This is a genomic window from bacterium, assembly GCA_035307765.1.
Classification (GTDB): Bacteria; Sysuimicrobiota; Sysuimicrobiia; order Sysuimicrobiales; family Segetimicrobiaceae; genus Segetimicrobium.
In genome coordinates this window covers 110,972-126,736 of the sequence record DATGHU010000023.1, presented here as the reverse complement: position 1 = coordinate 126,736, position 15,765 = coordinate 110,972, and the positions used below count along the sequence as shown (strand labels likewise).

General features: G+C 68.8%; 15 protein-coding genes and 2 riboswitches. Of the genes, 1 reads left to right on the top strand and 14 read right to left on the bottom strand.

Annotation, left to right across the window (positions count from 1 at the left end; genetic code table 11):
- Nucleotides 1-100: 100 nt before the first annotated feature.
- From VKV57_07515 to VKV57_07495, 5 genes are read right to left on the bottom strand one after another with little or no spacing between them, the layout of a single operon-like run.
- Nucleotides 101-2,506: an ATPase, T2SS/T4P/T4SS family gene (locus VKV57_07515; GenBank protein ID HLW59760.1), complete on the bottom strand. Its 2,406-nt coding sequence runs from the start codon at nucleotides 2,504-2,506 to the stop codon at nucleotides 101-103.
- Nucleotides 2,497-2,865 carry a roadblock/LC7 domain-containing protein gene (locus VKV57_07510; GenBank protein ID HLW59759.1) on the bottom strand — a complete coding sequence of 123 codons (369 nt, stop codon included), beginning with the start codon at nucleotides 2,863-2,865 and terminating at the stop codon, nucleotides 2,497-2,499. Before VKV57_07510 ends, VKV57_07515 begins: the two co-directional genes overlap by 10 nt.
- Nucleotides 2,866-2,899: 34 nt before the next feature.
- Nucleotides 2,900-3,274 (bottom strand): hypothetical protein, encoded by a 375-nt coding sequence (locus tag VKV57_07505; GenBank protein ID HLW59758.1) that lies wholly within the window; start codon nucleotides 3,272-3,274, stop codon nucleotides 2,900-2,902.
- A complete protein-coding gene (locus tag VKV57_07500) occupies nucleotides 3,271-3,612 on the bottom strand; it encodes a MerR family transcriptional regulator (GenBank protein ID HLW59757.1) in 342 nt (113 codons plus the stop codon). Before VKV57_07500 ends, VKV57_07505 begins: the two co-directional genes overlap by 4 nt.
- Entirely contained in the window at nucleotides 3,609-4,466 is an 858-nt protein-coding gene (locus VKV57_07495; protein HLW59756.1) for a sigma-70 family RNA polymerase sigma factor, read from the bottom strand. Before VKV57_07495 ends, VKV57_07500 begins: the two co-directional genes overlap by 4 nt.
- A gap of 113 nt (nucleotides 4,467-4,579) precedes the next feature.
- Nucleotides 4,580-4,668: riboswitch (cyclic di-GMP riboswitch) on the bottom strand.
- A gap of 294 nt (nucleotides 4,669-4,962) precedes the next feature.
- Between VKV57_07495 and VKV57_07490 the strand changes: the two genes are divergently transcribed.
- On the top strand, nucleotides 4,963-6,465 hold the full coding sequence (locus tag VKV57_07490) for a hypothetical protein (GenBank protein HLW59755.1): 1,503 nt from the start codon (nucleotides 4,963-4,965) through the stop codon (nucleotides 6,463-6,465).
- Here VKV57_07490 and ruvX read toward each other — a convergent pair.
- The 9 genes from ruvX to VKV57_07445 form a co-directional block, all read right to left on the bottom strand.
- Nucleotides 6,458-6,964 (bottom strand): Holliday junction resolvase RuvX, encoded by a 507-nt coding sequence (gene ruvX, locus VKV57_07485; protein ID HLW59754.1) that lies wholly within the window; start codon nucleotides 6,962-6,964, stop codon nucleotides 6,458-6,460. The genes VKV57_07490 and ruvX overlap by 8 nt on opposite strands.
- A gap of 7 nt (nucleotides 6,965-6,971) precedes the next feature.
- Nucleotides 6,972-9,632, bottom strand: coding sequence for an alanine--tRNA ligase (alaS, locus tag VKV57_07480; GenBank protein HLW59753.1), 2,661 nt, complete (start codon nucleotides 9,630-9,632; stop codon nucleotides 6,972-6,974).
- Nucleotides 9,632-10,966: an aspartate aminotransferase family protein gene (locus VKV57_07475; protein HLW59752.1), complete on the bottom strand. Its 1,335-nt coding sequence runs from the start codon at nucleotides 10,964-10,966 to the stop codon at nucleotides 9,632-9,634. Before VKV57_07475 ends, alaS begins: the two co-directional genes overlap by 1 nt.
- Complete coding sequence (locus VKV57_07470; GenBank protein ID HLW59751.1) at nucleotides 10,947-11,456, bottom strand: NUDIX hydrolase; 510 nt, start codon at nucleotides 11,454-11,456, stop codon at nucleotides 10,947-10,949. The genes VKV57_07475 and VKV57_07470 overlap by 20 nt, the downstream gene beginning before the upstream one ends.
- Before the next feature lie 135 nt (nucleotides 11,457-11,591).
- Entirely contained in the window at nucleotides 11,592-11,759 is a 168-nt protein-coding gene (rpsU, locus tag VKV57_07465; GenBank protein ID HLW59750.1) for a 30S ribosomal protein S21, read from the bottom strand.
- 111 nt (nucleotides 11,760-11,870) lie between these two features.
- Nucleotides 11,871-12,302: a prepilin-type N-terminal cleavage/methylation domain-containing protein gene (locus VKV57_07460; protein ID HLW59749.1), complete on the bottom strand. Its 432-nt coding sequence runs from the start codon at nucleotides 12,300-12,302 to the stop codon at nucleotides 11,871-11,873.
- A gap of 25 nt (nucleotides 12,303-12,327) precedes the next feature.
- A complete protein-coding gene (locus tag VKV57_07455) occupies nucleotides 12,328-14,298 on the bottom strand; it encodes a DUF4900 domain-containing protein (protein HLW59748.1) in 1,971 nt (656 codons plus the stop codon).
- A gap of 70 nt (nucleotides 14,299-14,368) precedes the next feature.
- Nucleotides 14,369-14,914 (bottom strand): prepilin-type N-terminal cleavage/methylation domain-containing protein, encoded by a 546-nt coding sequence (locus VKV57_07450; GenBank protein HLW59747.1) that lies wholly within the window; start codon nucleotides 14,912-14,914, stop codon nucleotides 14,369-14,371.
- 28 nt (nucleotides 14,915-14,942) lie between these two features.
- Nucleotides 14,943-15,413: a type II secretion system protein gene (locus VKV57_07445; GenBank protein HLW59746.1), complete on the bottom strand. Its 471-nt coding sequence runs from the start codon at nucleotides 15,411-15,413 to the stop codon at nucleotides 14,943-14,945.
- A gap of 126 nt (nucleotides 15,414-15,539) precedes the next feature.
- A riboswitch (cyclic di-GMP riboswitch) is annotated at nucleotides 15,540-15,614 on the bottom strand.
- Nucleotides 15,615-15,765: the final 151 nt, after the last annotated feature.

The following is a 15,765-nucleotide window of genomic DNA, read 5'->3' as shown; positions in this document are numbered from 1 at the left end:
GCGACCCTGAGTGCCGGTCAGTCTATGTCAAGTATTCCCCGAATCGCCAGGGAATCGGACGTGGATCCGACACCTTTCCCCGCGGGGGTCCGCTGATCGCCTACACCCCGCTGACGAACACCACCCGCAGCATCTCTTCGAAGGAGGTGATCCCCTCCAACACTTTTTGAACCGCGTCGTCCTTGAGGGTGCGCATCCCCTCCGCGATCGCCCCAGCCCGCAGCTTCTCGGTGGGCGCGCCGGTCACGGCCAAGGTCCTGAGCGGGTCGGTCATCACCATGAGCTCGAACACGCCAATCCGGCCCTTGTAGCCGGTCTTCCGGCAGTGGTCGCAGCCCCGACCCCGGTAGAGGTGGACGTCCTTCGCCTTCACGGGGTCCAGCCCCAGGCGGTGCAGGGCGTCCACGGGGGGGACGTAGGCCTCCTTGCATTTCGGGCAGAGCACCCGCACCAGCCGCTGGGCCAGCACGCCGATCAACGACGAGGTGATGAGAAAGGGCTCGATCCCCATGTCCCGCAGCCGGACGACGGCGCCGGGCGCGTCGTTGGTGTGGATCGTGCTGAGCACAAGGTGCCCCGTCATCGAGGCCTGGACGGCGATCTCCGCCGTCTCCCGATCCCGGATCTCCCCGATCAGCACGACGTCCGGGTCTTGGCGCAGGATGGTCCTTAGCCCGCTCGCAAACGTCAGCCCCACCTTGGGATTGACCTGCACCTGGTTCACGCGCGGGATCTGATACTCCACCGGGTTCTCAACGCTGACGATGTTCCGCTCGGGAGTGTTGATCCGCGCCAGCGACGTGTACAGCGTCGTCGTCTTGCCGCTCCCGGTTGGGCCCGTGACCAGGATCATCCCGTACGGCTTCGTGATCAGGCCCTCCCAGAGCTCCAGCAGCGGGCCGTCGAACCCGATATCGTTGAGCTGCACCTTCGTGCTGGACTGGTCGAGCAGACGGAGGACGATCTTCTCGCCCAGCACCGTCGGCAGCGAGCTCACCCGGAGATCGTACTCCTTGCCCTCCGCACGCAGGTGGATGTGCCCGTCCTGGGGGAGCCGGCGCTCCGCGATGTCCATGTCCGCGAGGATCTTGATCCGCGAGATCAGCGGCGCCTGCACGGACTTCGGGGGGGACATGATGTCCTGGAGCACGCCGTCGATCCGCAGCCGGACCTTGACGTCGTTGCGGTGGGGCTCGATGTGGATGTCGCTGGCCCCGGCCTGGATCGCCGAGTTCAAGATCTGGTTGACCGCCCGGATGATCGGCGCTTCGTCGACGGCGGTGCGGAGTTGTTCGAGGCTCGCCTCCTCGCTCCGCGAGTCGTCGTCGATCTCGGTCTCGATCCCCGAGCGGAACACCTCCTCGATATCGCCGCCCCCGCCGTACACCAACCCTTGGGTGCGCGCGATGTCGACGGCGCTCGAGACCACCACCTCGACCTCCAACCCGGTCAGGAGGCGAATGTCGTCGATCGCCACCACGTTCGACGGATCGGACATCGCCGCCACCAGGCGGTTGCCCTCGCGCCCGATGGCGACCACCCCGTGGCGGCGGGCCAGGTAGGAGGGGATCAACCGCGCGACTTCCGCGTCCACCACAACGTCGGCCAGATCGGTGTACCGGAGCCGCCACTGCTCGGCGAGCGCCTGCGAGAGCTGCTGTTCGGTGATCGCCCCCATGTCGACGAGGATCCGACCGATCCGCGCGTTGCTCTGGCGCTGAATGTCGACGGCCTGCCGCACCTGTTCCTCGCTCAGCCACCCGTGACTCAGACAGATCTCGCCGAGCCGCGTCTCGCGGGTCCACTTTACCGCGCCGGGCTGTCCGGCGCGGGGGCCGACCGGCGGCTCGCCCGAGGCGGGACGCGCGGGCGCCCCACCCGGGACGTCGGTGCGCGGCGCCTCCGCGGCCGGGGAACTCGGCGGGGGCGGAACCGGGGCGGCGGGCGGCGGCGGGGCCGCAGCCTTCGCGGACGGCGCGGCGGGAGCCGGCGGGGGCGCGGGCTTCGCGGGCGGGGCGGCCGGCTTGAGCGTCTGGAGGACCGACTGGATCTTCCGGGCTTCCTGGGGCTTTCCCGCTTTGGTGTAGGCATCGTGCAGGGCGGCCAACACGTCGGCGTCGTCGGGGGTCAGCTCGCTCGCACGGGTCCAGGCGGCGATCGCCCCCGCCCACTGCTGGGAGTCCGCCAACCGCTCCCCCAGCGTGCTGAGCACCATCACCGCCGCGGGCGGGGCGCCTTGCTTCAGGTAGAGGTCAACCAGTTCCCAGTAGGCGAACGCGTCGTCGGGGGCGAGCTCGATCACCTTCTTGAAGCACGCTACCGCGCTGTCGACCTCTCCGGCGGCGCGGTGCGACTGTCCGGCATGAAACCACACCGCGACGTCGAGGGCGACGTCGCGCTCGGCCAGGCGCAGCGCCTCTCGATAGACGGCCAGCTGTCCAGCGGTCCCGCTGGGGAGGGCGGAGTCCTCACTCGCCCGGGTGCTGCGGGGGGTGCCTACAGGCACGCAGCGACGGCCTCGCGGACCCGGGTCGCCTCGATCCGCATCCGGCCCAGGTTGCAGAGCCGGTTGCCCATCACGACGAGCACGGCGTCGCCGGCCACCGGAGAGACCGAGATCGGCCCGGATTCAAACTCCACGAGCAGCATCTGCGGGCCGCCCGTGGACATGTCCGCGCCGATCGATTCCCAGCCGATGAGCGCGCTGCTCGTCAGCGCCCCGAGGGCATCCATGTCCAGCTCCTCCTCCGACGTCAGGCCCTCGATCACAAACCCATCGCGGCTCACGACCAGCGCGGCGATGACGCCGGGCTTCTTGGTGAGGTCCGCCAACACTTCCTTGAGATTTGCGGTTGCGGTTGTCACCGTGTCACCACCCTCCTCACGCGCATCCATTCCCCTACCCCGCGGCCAGTTGTGCCGCGCCCGTGAGTTCCGGCAGGTACCTGCGGAACTGCACCCGGGCCTTCCCCACGTTTCCCTTGCTGCTCAAAAAGAGTGCCACGCAGTGGTCCGGGCCGGGCATCGCGGCCAGCACCGTGAATCGTTCACAGCTCATCATCATGTGGTCAAACGTCCCCCCTTCGACCTTGCGGCACATGTACATGAAGAGCTTCGCCGCGGTGACGACATCCTGACCCGCGCTCTCCACGGGGAATCCGGTCTCCAATTTCAGCATCTCGATCGGCACCCCATCCATGCCGATCAGCACCGCCGCCAAGATCCCATCGGTCCCCGCCACCATCGCCCCGAGGACCTCCCGGGCCTTTCTCATTCACCGCGCCTCCCGGCGGGGGTCGCCCCGCCCGCCCCGGCCGGCTCGGGGGTTCGGGATCGGGCCGAGGAGGCGCCCTCGGCTTCGCCTTGGTCGGGCTGCGCCGCGAGCCAGGCGCGCACGCCCTGGAGGCTCATCCCCTCCTCCTCGACCAGCCGCCGAATCGCCTGCACCATCCGCAGATCTCGCGTCGAGTACAGCCGGTGCCCGCCTTTGGTGCGGGCGGGGCGCAGGAGCTGGTATTCCACCTCCCAACTCCGGAGGCGCCGCGCGTCCACTCCGGAGAGCGAGGCGACGGTGCGGATGGGATAGATCGGCAGATCGTCGGACGTCTTCACGGCTGTCGTACCTCCTCGGGCGCCGGTTCCATGGCGTGGTCGACTTCACTCGTTTTGAGATGGGTGGCCAAGCGCTTCAGCGCCGCGGCGAGAACGCGCGAGACGTGCCGCTGAGAGACCCCCAACCGTTTTGCCACCTCGCTCTGCGTGAGGTCCTGGTAGAACAGGTAGTAGACGACTTTCCGCTGCAGATCGGCCAGGCGCTCCACCGCCTTCAGGAGGATGATCCGATCTTCCACCGGCAGCTGGAACGAGATGTAGCGCTGGTGGGCGATCATATCGCGCTGCGTCTCCTGGCGGTCCACGAGCTCGCTGATCGAGTGCACCCGCGACCGGTTGTGCGCGCGCAGGATCTCGAGCACGCCCGTCTCCGTCAGGTTCATGCGCGCGGCGATCTCCGCGAGCGTCGGCGTCCGGCCCAACGACTGCCGCAGCTCGGCGACCGCTTGGGTCAGCTCGCCGTACAGCTTACGCACCCAACGCGGAGCGCGGACCGGCTCCACCGAGTCCCGGAGATAATGGCGGATCTCGCCGGCGATGTGATGATACGCGTACGCCTCAAACTTGACCCCGCGCGCGGGGTCAAAGGAGCTCACGGCATTCATCAACCCGATGGTGCCGATCTGGGTGAGATCATCGAGCGGGACCCCGACGCGCACGTACCGCCGCGCGATCCGTTTCGCCAGGGGGAGGTAGTGGCACACCAGCTCCTGTTGGAGGGCCGTGTCTTCGGTGCGGCGGTACCGTCGAAACTTTTCGAGCAACAGTAGCTGATCGGGGTCTGGATCGTGGGGAGCATCCGTGCGGGGGTCCTTTACGACCGCGGCTACGCGAGCCGTTCTGGTGCTGACCATCGTCCCCCTCCCTCTGATGAATGCCAGATCCACACCGATAAAAGGGCGGGAGGGGGCGATGAAATACAACGACCTCCCGCCAGACACGTGCCACGGGAGGTCTCCAGTTGCTCTCCGGCAACCCGGCTGACTTGCCAGCTCTTCGCTGGCCTGTCCCGTGGTTTTGCGCCCCCAGATCTCTCTGGGTTTGCCCTTGTACGGAGCGATAAACCGCTCGTCAAACTCTTTACGATCAGTGCGACAGCACTGTGAGTTAAACACACGGCGTGTTGGTTGTCAAGGAATTCCCCGAAGCCTGGAGGGATGATCCGTGCAGGTTTCCAACCCCGCGTAAATCTCCCCAAACCTCTCCCCCGACTGCCGTGGAATTGCGTCTATCCGGGGGATGTTGTGGGCATAGGAGACTATAGGCGCCGCACCGGTTGGGCCTTACTTTGGCGCGTGCAATTATTTAGGAAGATGCCCGAAGCCGGACCGGGTTGAGGAGGTTGCGGGGATGGGAACACCGCAGAACGGACCGAGCAATGCCGCCCGCAGCCGCGACGTGCTTCAGACGTCGATCCGTGAGGCGGCGGCCAAAGCCCAGGAACTCCAGCGGCAGGCCGGGGCCGCCCAGACCTCCCTCAAGGAAGCCACCGCCAAAGTGCAACAGCTGCAACAGCAGGCCGCCGACGCGCAGCAGATGATCGTCGTGTATCAAGAGCAGGAAGGGGTGATCGCCCGCGCGCTCGCGGACGCCGAGCGCGCGACCGAGCAGATCATTCAGTCCGCGAGAGCCGCGGCCGAGGAAACGGCGGTCGCGGCGAAGGCCGCCGCCGCGCAGACCATGGCCGCAGCCAAGGCGGCCGCGGAAGAGACCGCACAGTCGGCACGCACGGCCGCAGCGGAGACGCTCCGGCACGCGCGTGAATCCGCGGAGGCGCAGGCACACGCCGCCGAGCGGGTGACCGCCGCGGCGAAGGCGGAGGCGGAGGAGATCGCTCAGGCCGCCCGCGCCGCCGCCGAGGACGCCCTGGCCCGCGCCCGCGCCTCGGCCCAGGAACAATTGCAGGCCGCCGAGCGGACGACCGCCGCGGCGAAGGCGGAGGCGGAGGAGACCGCTCGGGCCGCCCGCGCCGCCGCCGAGGACGCCCTGGCCCGCGCGCGCGCCTCGGCCCAGGAACAATTGCAGGCCGCCGAGCGGACGACCGCCGCGGCGAAGGCGGAGGCGGAGGAGATCGCCCGGGCCGCCCGCGCCGCCGCCGAGGATGCCCTGGCCCGCGCGCGTGCCTCGGCCCAGGAACAGCTGCAGGCCGCCGAGCACGCCGCGGCGGAACAGCTGGCTCGGCTGCGTGTCGAGTCCGACCGCCTCGTCGAAGAGACCAATCATGAAGTGGATGAGGTGAAGAAGAGCGCCGAACAGTACGTGGCCGGCATCGCCGCCAAGCTCGAAACCTTCATCGTCGATCGCGAAGGAGTCTCGCGGGGCCTGGAGACGCTGGTCAAGAAGCAGATGGAATCGCTGCAGGCGCTGACGCGCCTTCGGTTGGAACTGCAACGCGAGACCCTCCCCGTGCTCAACCGCCTGATGCGAGGGCTCCGGGGCGACGTCGGGCCCGAGCCGGAGATCGAACCGCTGGAGGCGCTCTCCGAATTGCCCGACCAGGTCGACCAGCCTTCCGCCGGCGCCGAGGAGACGCCGGCGCCCGAGACGGACGCGGGGGGCGTCCGCGATCCGCTGCCACAACACCACGGGGAAATCGTGGTCAGTCCGATCCATTCGTTCCTGCAGGCGACGAAGTTTATGGCGGCGCTCTCCCAGATCAAAGGGGTCGCCAGCGTCAAACTGCGTTCGTACGCCGGATCAAAAGCGGTCATCGAGCTCGTCACCGAGGGGTTGGCCATCGGCAGCATCGACGGCAGGATGATCGATGGGTTTCCGCTCGAAGTCGTCGAGTCGACCGAGGAACGCCTCACCCTGCGGATCGGAACCAGCACCCCGCGTCCGGTCGTCAGCTAGCGGGCTCGTCGGCGGGACCGACCCCGGACCCCCGCCGCCCTTCCGAGCGTTCGGGGGTGGGAAGAGCCGTCGCCTTCTCCTTCTCCCACGGCCGGGCCTCGAGGTAGGCCTGGACGATCAACGCCGCCGCAACCCGGTCTCGTACCGCGCGCCGGTGGTCGCGCCGGGCGTTCGACTCGATCAGCGCCCGTTCCGCGGCGGCCGTCGACAGACGCTCATCCCAGAGATCGACGGGGACTCCGACCAGCCGGCGGAGCGCCCGAGCAAACGCCTCCGCCCGGCGCGCCGCGGGGCCGACGCTGCCGTCCATGTTGCGCGGCCATCCGATGACGATGCGGTCCACGGCGTAGGCCCTGGCCAGGGCCGCGGCCTCCGCCAGGTCCTTGTGCAGCGCCGCGTGCGCGATCGTCTGCAGCGGGGCCGCCACGGTTCCGGTGGGGTCGCTGAGCGCCACCCCGATCCGGCGCGTTCCCAAATCCAGCCCCAGCACCCGGCTCATCGGCGGTCTACCCCCCGGCCACCAGCGCCTCGCGCACGACGGCCGGCAGGTCCGCCATCACCGCGTCGAGGGCGGCAGGATCCCCTCCGCCTCCCTGGGCCAGTTCGGGACGTCCGCCGCCACGGGTCCCCAGCCGCCGGTTGAGCACCGCCATCACCCTGCCGGCCTGAGCGCCGCGCGCCACCGCGTCGGGGGTCGCCATCACCACGACATCGACCCGGTCGGCCCCGGCGGACGCCGCCACGACCACCCCGGCACGCAGCCGTGCCTTGACGCGATCGCCGAGCGAGCGCAGCGCCGCCTGATCCGCTCCCCGGCTGGCGAGCCCCACTACGGCGACGCCCTGGACCTGTGGGGCGTCCCGCACCAGCGTCTCGAGGTCCGGCACCGTCGCTCGGGCGTGAGTCGATTGGGCCTCGTGCTCCAGGGTGCGGACGCGGTCGATGAGGTGCCGGACCCGCTCCGGGACTTCCGGCACCGCCACCCGCAACGCCTCGGCCGCGGCCCGGAGCATCTCCTGATCCCCGTGTGCCCGCGCCGCCGCCGCGCGGCCCGTCAGGGCCTCGATGCGGCGGACCCCGCTGCCCACCGATGACTCCGACGCGATCAAGAACAGGCCGATCTCCGCGGTGGTGCCGACGTGCGTGCCCCCGCACAACTCCCGGCTGTAGCCGTCGATGCTCACCACCCGCACCCGATCCCCGTACTTTTCATTGAAGAGGGCCATCGCCCCGGTCGCCACCGCCTCCCGGTAGGCCATCACGTCCGTCCGGACCGGGAGGGCCGCGAGCACCTGCTCGTTGACCCGCGCCTCGACCCGCTCGCGCTCCGCGGGGGACACCGGCCGGAGGTGGAGGAAGTCGAACCGCAGGCGGTCGGGGGCGACCAGCGATCCGGCCTGGCGGGCATGCTCGCCCAGGATCTCTCGCAGGGCGCGGTGCAGGAGGTGGGTGGCGGTATGGTTGCGCATGATGTCGTGACGGCGGCGGGCGTCCACACGGAGCTCTGCGGTCTCCCCCTCCTTCACCTCCCCGCGAACCACCCGGCCGTGGTGGACCACGAGCCCCGGAACCGGACGCTGCGTGTCCGTCACCTCCACCACGCCGCGCGGCGTGCGGATCTCGCCGGCGTCGCCCACCTGCCCGCCGGACTCGGGGTAGAAGGGGGTCCGATCGCAGACCACCTCCACGGCCTCCCCTGCCCCGGCGGCGGGAACGCGGGCGCCGGCGCGGAGGAGGGCCAGCACCCGCCCTGCCGCACCGAGCGCGTCGTACCCGAGAAACTCACTTGCGGCGCCCCCGTCCCGCAACGCCGCGTAGGCGGCGCGCTCGGTCCCATCGGACTGGAACGCCGGCGAGGCGCGCGAGCGTTCCTGCTGCCGGGCCCGTTCGGCGGTGAATCCGGCCTCGTCGATCTCGATCCCCTGCTCGCGCGCAACATCGCGGGTGAGATCGGGCGGGAAGCCGTAGGTATCGTACAGCCGAAAGACCTCCGCTCCCGGGAGGACGGCCGCGCCCCGGCGCCGGGTGTCCGCGATCAGGTCATCGAGCCGGCCCAGACCCGCGTCCAAGGTCTGCTGGAACCGATCCTCCTCGGCGGTCAGCGCCTCGCGGATAAAGGGGGCGTGGCCCACGAGTTCCGGATAGGCCCCGCGCATCGTCGCGATGACGAGATCGGCCAGCCCCCCCAGGAACGAGCCGGAGGCTCCGGCCCGCCTGGCGAACCGGATGGCGCGGCGCATGATCATGCGCAGGACGTAGCCCCGGCCTTCGTTGTCGGGGACGACGCCGTCGGCGACGAGGAACGTCATCGCGCGGCCGTGGTCGGCGAGGACCCGGTACGCCACGGCCTGGGCGGCGCGTTCCGCGTCCGTGTGGGCGAGCAACCGCTGAATGCCGTCCAGGAGCGGCAGGAACAGATCGGTGTCGTAGTTGCTCCGGACCCCCTGGATGATCGACACGATCCGCTCCAGCCCCATCCCCGTGTCGACCCCCGGCTGCGGCAGCGGCGTCCGCGTCCCGTCGGCCGCCTGGTCGAACTGCATGAACACCAGGTTCCAGAACTCCAACCATCGACCGCACCCGTTGTCGAGGGCGACGCCGCAGTCGGGCCGGCCGCAGGTGCACGCCGCGGGACCCCAGTCGTAGTGCAGCTCGCTCGTGGGGCCGCAGGGTCCCACGTCGCCCATCATCCAAAAGTTCGTCGCCTCCCCCATCGCCACGATCCGTTCCCGCGGGACGCCGAGCGCGGCCCACGCCGCCGCCGCCTCGTCGTCCCCTTCCAGCACCGTCGGCACCAGGCGGTCGGCGGGGATCCGCAGGTCGCCGGTCGTCAGTTCCCAGGCGAACCGCGCGGCGTCGTGCTTGAAGTAGTCGCCGAAGCTGAAGTTGCCGAGCATCTCGAAGAAGGTGTGGTGCCGGGGGGACGGGCCCACGTTCTCCAGGTCGTTGTGCTTCCCGCTGACCCGCATACACTTCTGGACGGTGGTGGCGCGCCGGTAGGATCGACGCTCCAAACCCAAGAACGCGTCCTTGAACTGGACCATCCCGGCGTTGGTGAAGAGCAACGTCGGATCCCCCGCCGGGATGAGCGAGGCGCTGGGGACCCGGGTGTGTCCTTGGCCCTCAAAGTAGCGGAGGAAGGCCTCCCGGACCTCGTCGGCGCGCATCACGATCCGCTGTCGGCGGCCGCCGCGACCGAGCCCAGCAGGCGTTCGGCCTCCGCGACCGCTCCGTCAATCCCCTCGGCGGCCCGGTCGATCAATTCGGGCGTGATCACAAGCGGGGGCGCGATGCGGATCACGTTCGGGTTATTGAGCGTGTAGAAGGTGATGACCCCACGGTGCCCCGCCTCGGCGGAGGTCATCAGGGCGTAGTCGCGGTGGGCGAACTCCACCCCGAGCATCAGGCCGCGGCCGCGGACCTCTTTCACAATCCGGGGGTGCCGATCCTGAATCTCGCGCAGCCGGCGGAGGAACTGCGCGCCCAGCGGCTCGGCGCGATCGGCGAGGCGTTCCTCGGTCAGCACCTCGAGGGTGGCGACCGCCGCCCGGCACGCCAGCGGGTTCCCGCCGAAGGTCGAGGAATGGATGTACGGATCCCGCCGCAAGCGCTCCCAGACGGCGGGGCGGCCGATGAATGCGCCGATCGGCATCACTCCCCCGCCGAGGGCCTTCGCCAGCGTCAGGAGGTCCGGGACGACGCCCTCGTGCTCGACGCAGAACAACCGGCCGGTTCGGCCCAGGCCGGTCTGGATCTCATCGACGATCAAGAGCACCCCACGCCGGTCGCAGATCTCCCGCACCGCGCGGAGGTAGCCCGACGGAGGCACGATCACCCCGGCCTCCCCCTGGATCGGCTCGAGCATCACCGCCGCGGTCGTCGGGCCGACCGCCCGCTCCACCGCCTCCGCATCCCCAAAGGGCACATGGGTGAACCCCGGCACGAGCGGCTGGAAGGGGTCCCGGTAGTAGGCCCGTCCGGTGGCCGACAGCGCCCCCAGGGTCTTGCCGTGAAATGCTTCCTCCATCGCCACGATCCCGGTCCGGCCGGTCGCCAATCGGGCCAGCTTGATCGCCCCTTCGTTGGCCTCCGCCCCGCTGTTGCAGAAGAAGCTGTACTGCAGGTCGCCGGGGGTGAGCTGCGCCAATCGACGGGCCAGATCCGCCTGGGGGGCGCTCGGCATCGTGCGGACGGACATCGGAATCCGATCGAGCTGATCACGCACCGCCGCCAGCACCCGCGGATGGCGGTGCCCGATGTTGAAGATGGCCGGGCCGCATGCGCAGTCGATGTACTCGCGGCCGTGGATGTCCCACACCAGAGAGCCTTCGGCCGCCCATTCGACCGTGTCCACGCCGCCAAACTGAAAGAGCCGGGCCAGTCCGGGGTTGAGGTAGCGACGGTACCCTTCCAGCGTCTGCGCGATCACCTGCGCGCGTGCCGCCCCCTCCGGAAAGATGAAGGCGGGTGGGGACTCGGGCTTAGGACGAGGCGGGACCATGATAGACCCCCGGGGGGGCCGCCGGGACATCCGCGGCCGAGAGGACCACCTCCGCCCTCCGGACCACCTCACGGGTCTCTTTGTACTTGATCCGCTCCAGCGCCTCCGCGACCGATACCCAGTCGCAGCGGACGAACCCTTCCTCGCGCTGAGGGCAGGTCTCTTCCCCGCCGAGAAACTCCATTAGGTAATAGTGCACGGTCTTGTCGTAATAGGTGTCCTCGGTCTTCCAAAAAAAGAGGTAGCGCTCCTCGCCGAGATCGCGGACGATCCGGACGTTGTGCAGCCCCGTTTCCTCGGCCACCTCGCGCAGGGCGACGGCCTCGGGGGTCTCGCCGGTTTCAATCGTGCCCTTGGGGAGCATCCACTTGCCGGCCTCGTGCTGAAGGAGCAGGATCCGCACCTCAGCCGCGGCGTCCGGCGGCGACCGGCGGAACACCACCCCGCCGGCGCTGTGCGCCCGTTTGACTTTCCGGGCCGGCTGCCGCACGGCTACACTCCTTTCCTTTCCGCCGCGCTCAAACGGCAAGGACCCGGCGGGCATGCTCGACCGGTGCCCGCGCCGACGCCCCCACCGGGAGCGGAACGATCCTTCGCCGGGAGCAGATGGAGGGAGGCCTGAGGCCTAGAATCGCTTGCGTCGAGCCGCGCGGCGGCGCCGCTTTGCGCTAGGCTTCTCGTAGTGTTCGTGCCGCTTCGCGTCTGTGAGGATTCCGGACCTCTTGACCTGACGCTTGAACCGTCGCAGGGCGCTGTCCAGCGTCTCATCCTTGCCGACCCGCACCTCGGTCAAGAATCCACCTCCAGCATACGCGGCTACATTACAATGAAGCCATTATACACGAGGGGCGCCCCGATCAGCAACGGGGGCGCCCCTCGCGACGCCGGAAGGCGAAACGGCTGATCAGGGTCCCTGGTAAGTGATGCCTCCCACGGTATCGATCGATGCCGTGCGGGTACCGGCCGCGTTCTGTAACGTAACGGTGTGGGCCGCATCGGGCTGTCCGAAGGGAGTGAACGTCACGGTGTCCGAGGCCTGCGGGCTGACCCCCGTCGGCAGCGAGGCGTTCTCGGTGAACCCCCCGCTGGTCCGCTGGATGCGGTACCCTGAGGACGATCCGGTAAACATGATGGTGTACTGGGCGCGCTCGGCCTTCGCCCGCTCCTCCGCTTCCCGCAGGTCGGTGGCCACCTGCATGGCGCCAAACCGGAGGCGCTGCTGCGCGGTGTATCCCTGCCAGGAGGTGTAACTCAAGGCGATGAGGATGGTCGCGATCACGATCACGACCGTCATTTCGAGCATCGTAAACCCGCGTTCCGAGTGCCAGCGCCTCATGGGATCCTCCAGGACCGTTCGGGCCCTACGGAGGGGTCGCCTCGCGCCAGGTCGGCTTGGCCCCTGCCAGCGGCAGCGTCGTCCCGTCGGTGATCACGAAGAGGCCGGTCGTCGGGAAGTACGGCGGGGTGAACCCGCGACCCATCCGCGTGTCGTAGGTGAAGGCACGACCGTACCCGGTCTGCTGGGTCCCGGTGGATGCATTGAAGGTGCCGAAGGGACCGTAGTACTTCTCGATCAACCCGCCGAGCAAGTTGACGCTGCCGCGCGGGCTGCCCGAGCTGTAGTTCGCGACGTTGACCGAGCTGTTGTAGGAGTTGCCGGAGTTCCCGGCCATCAGCACCGCCTGGATGATCAGGTCGTTGGGAGCCGAGGGGCCGACCACGATGTCGCCGCCCGCCGAGTAGATCCCCAGGACGTTCGTCGGGTTGGACGTCGGGTCCGCCGGGTTGGGGGGGATCTGGTACTGGATGTTCCCCGTGATCGTGATCGTCCCAGCCGCGGCGATCGTCGTCTGCTCGTTCTGCTGAAGCGTTCCGCTGAGCCCGTTGACCGTGCCGTTCACGAAGATCATGGAGGCGTTCGGATTGCCCGGCCCCTGCCACCCCTTGGGCACCCCCGTAAAGGTCCGGCTGGCCGGGCCGGGCGCGGCGCCCGGACACGAACCCCCCGAGGGCGGGGCCATCCAGTTGTTGCTGTTCACGGTCGTTTGGTTGTTCGTCCGATCGACCGTGACCGTCGTGGTGTGCGACCCTTGCGTCAGGGTGTACACGGCGGTGTTGCCGCTCACGCCCAGCGTCATGTTATCCACGTTCCCTTGAATGTAGACCCCGCCCGCCATCTGCTCCCCGGCGTCGGACCGGCAGTTCCCGTTCGCGTCGACGACCGGAACGTACACCCCGTTCGGCACGGACCCCGATCCCGTCAACTCGGGGATCGCTGAGGTGATCTGCGACGTCGTCACCGCGGAGGAGTCCGCGGGGTTGCGGCCGACCGCGACCCCCTGCTGGTTGAACGGACTGGTGGGCAGCGGAATGATCGGCACCCCGCGGGTGAACGCGGCGGGGGTGGCGGCCTGCGGGTTCGGATCCGGCGGGACGAGCGGCGCGTCGACCCGGGTGCCGCCGTTCACGTTCTCGTTGTTGGAGAGCTCGAGCGGGTTGCCGCCGTTGTTGTACCAGGCCTTCGCGTTCACGCTCTCCACCTTCCCCGTGAACGTCGGGAAGAAGGCAAAGCGGAACTCTCCGTTGGTGTGCACCGGCCCGTTGAAGCTCGTGTTGTTGGTGAACCAGATCGGATTGTTGGTGGGGGTGTTCTGCACGTCGGTGAAGAGGGCGTAGAGCGCAAAGGTCTGGACGAACAGATGGACGCTGAAGTTCCCCGAGAGCACGACCCGACGCTTGAACCGCGGCGACAGCTGGCCGTCGCTGGTCACCGTGTAGGTATAGAAGAGCTCGTAGTCGTTGGTGCCGAGCTGGTGCACCGAGCAGGAGGCCCCGGTGTTGAATGGTGCGCACGACGCGTCGGGCTGCGGGTCCGGTTGGAGCTGCACCGAGGCGGCGTACGCCCCGGCCCCCACCGGGTTGGCCGGTGCCGCGCCGGTCTGGAGCTTCAGGTGCGGGTTGCCCAACCCCCAGTTCACCTGGAAGGTCTCCGACGCCGTCGAGGCGGAGGCGCCCAGCGAGAACCGCTGGCCGTCGGTCAGGAGATAGTCCAGGACCCCAAACGGATTCTGGGCGGTTTTGGTGCCGCCGGCGTACCATCCCAGCGCCGTCGTCGTGGAGAGCGAGGGGTCGACGGACGTCACGGCCGCCGGGTAGGCGCCCATGTAGGCCATCAGGGCGGCGCGCCCCGAGAAGGCCCCCCCTTCGGCGACGTACAGGCTCTCGGCGCCGTTGAGGCGGACGGCGCTCAACGCCGTTTCCTTCCCGCTCAAATAGAGCACGAGCGTCGCGAGGACCGTGAGGACGAAGATCATGGACAAGAGGGACATCATGGCAAGGCCGCGCTCTCCTCGCCGGACCGTCCGCATACGATGGATGCACATGGGTGAGGGATCCTCCACGCTACGGGTGGGCGCGGAGCGCCGCATCGCCCGCCAGATTCCGGGTGACCGTACCGCTGGTGGTGGCCACGATCGCTCGGAGGCGAGCGATGCTGCTCAGCTGCCCGGCGGTGGGCGACGATCCGAGCGAGTTGTTGCCGCCGTCGAAGTAGATGAACGTCAACCCCGTGGACGCCCCCTGCCCCACGACGAGGTAGGCCATCGCCACGGCCGGACCGGCGTTCTGCTGGCGGGTCACGACCCGGTTCACCGGATCGTAGGTGAACGTCACGGTGTACGGACTCGACGCCGAGAAGGGGGTATTCTGCGGGATCGAGAGCGTGACCGCCGTGGCGGTGCCGGCCGTCACGCCCGACGCCCACCGCGACTCGTCGACGATGTTGTCCAGTGCGGCGCGGACCTGGGCCTGCGACTGCAGGAAGTTATTCGTCTTTCCCGCCGCCACGGTCCCGTTGACCACGAACTGGTAGATCCCCCCGATGACCAGCCCCAAAATCGCCAGCATCACGACGAACTCGATGAGGGTCACGCCCCGTTCCCGTCGCATCGCGTCTCCCCCGGCGCTCGGTGGTAGGCTACTGCGCATCGAGCACCGTGGACAGCGTCACCAACGGGGAGACGTCCGCATCCTGCGGCCGGTACACGTTGACCGTGACCGTGCTCAGGAACAGGTTGTTGTCGGGGGTGACGGAGACCGATGCCTGGAACGTGTGCGGCGTCGGATTGTTGATCCCCGTATAGGGGGCGGGGAGCGGCAGCGGCGTCCGTCCGATATCCGTGAATCCCACGAGCGTGTAGGGATTGGGGCTGGCCTTGATCTGCTCCATCACCTGCATCGCGATGCTGGTCGCCGCGGCCTTCTCATCGGATCGGTTCGCGTAGGTCATCCCGTCCATGAAGGCTTGTAGCAGAAACACGGAGACCCCGGCGAACAAGGTCAGCGCGACGATGAGCTCGATGAACGTGAACCCGCTGTCGCCTCGAACCCTCAGATCGAGGCCCAACCGGCTCGGCGGCCGACGCCGTAGGACGCGCAGCATGGCCATGGGACGCGTTCCCCCCCTTGCATCTCTGGCCCTTCCGGCGATCCTCGGGGCACGCCGCCAGCGCCCCTAAGGCAAACGCGAGGTCCTCCTGAAGGACCCCGCGCTTGTCGCGACATCAGAGTCCTCTTCGGCAGCCCGGCTGACCGCGAGGGTCCCGTGGCGTTGCGTCCCCGAATTGCTTCGGGTTTGCCTGTTCGGAAGGACGTGTCTCTATATTCAATTGTGCCCATTATGCGGAGCGGGCCGGACCATGTCAATCCCCCCGCGTGTTTGTCGGTCGAGCGTCCCGGAGTTTTCGGCAAATCCTCCCGCCATATTCCATCGAAGCGACAGCAAAAGGAAGCCTACGTGC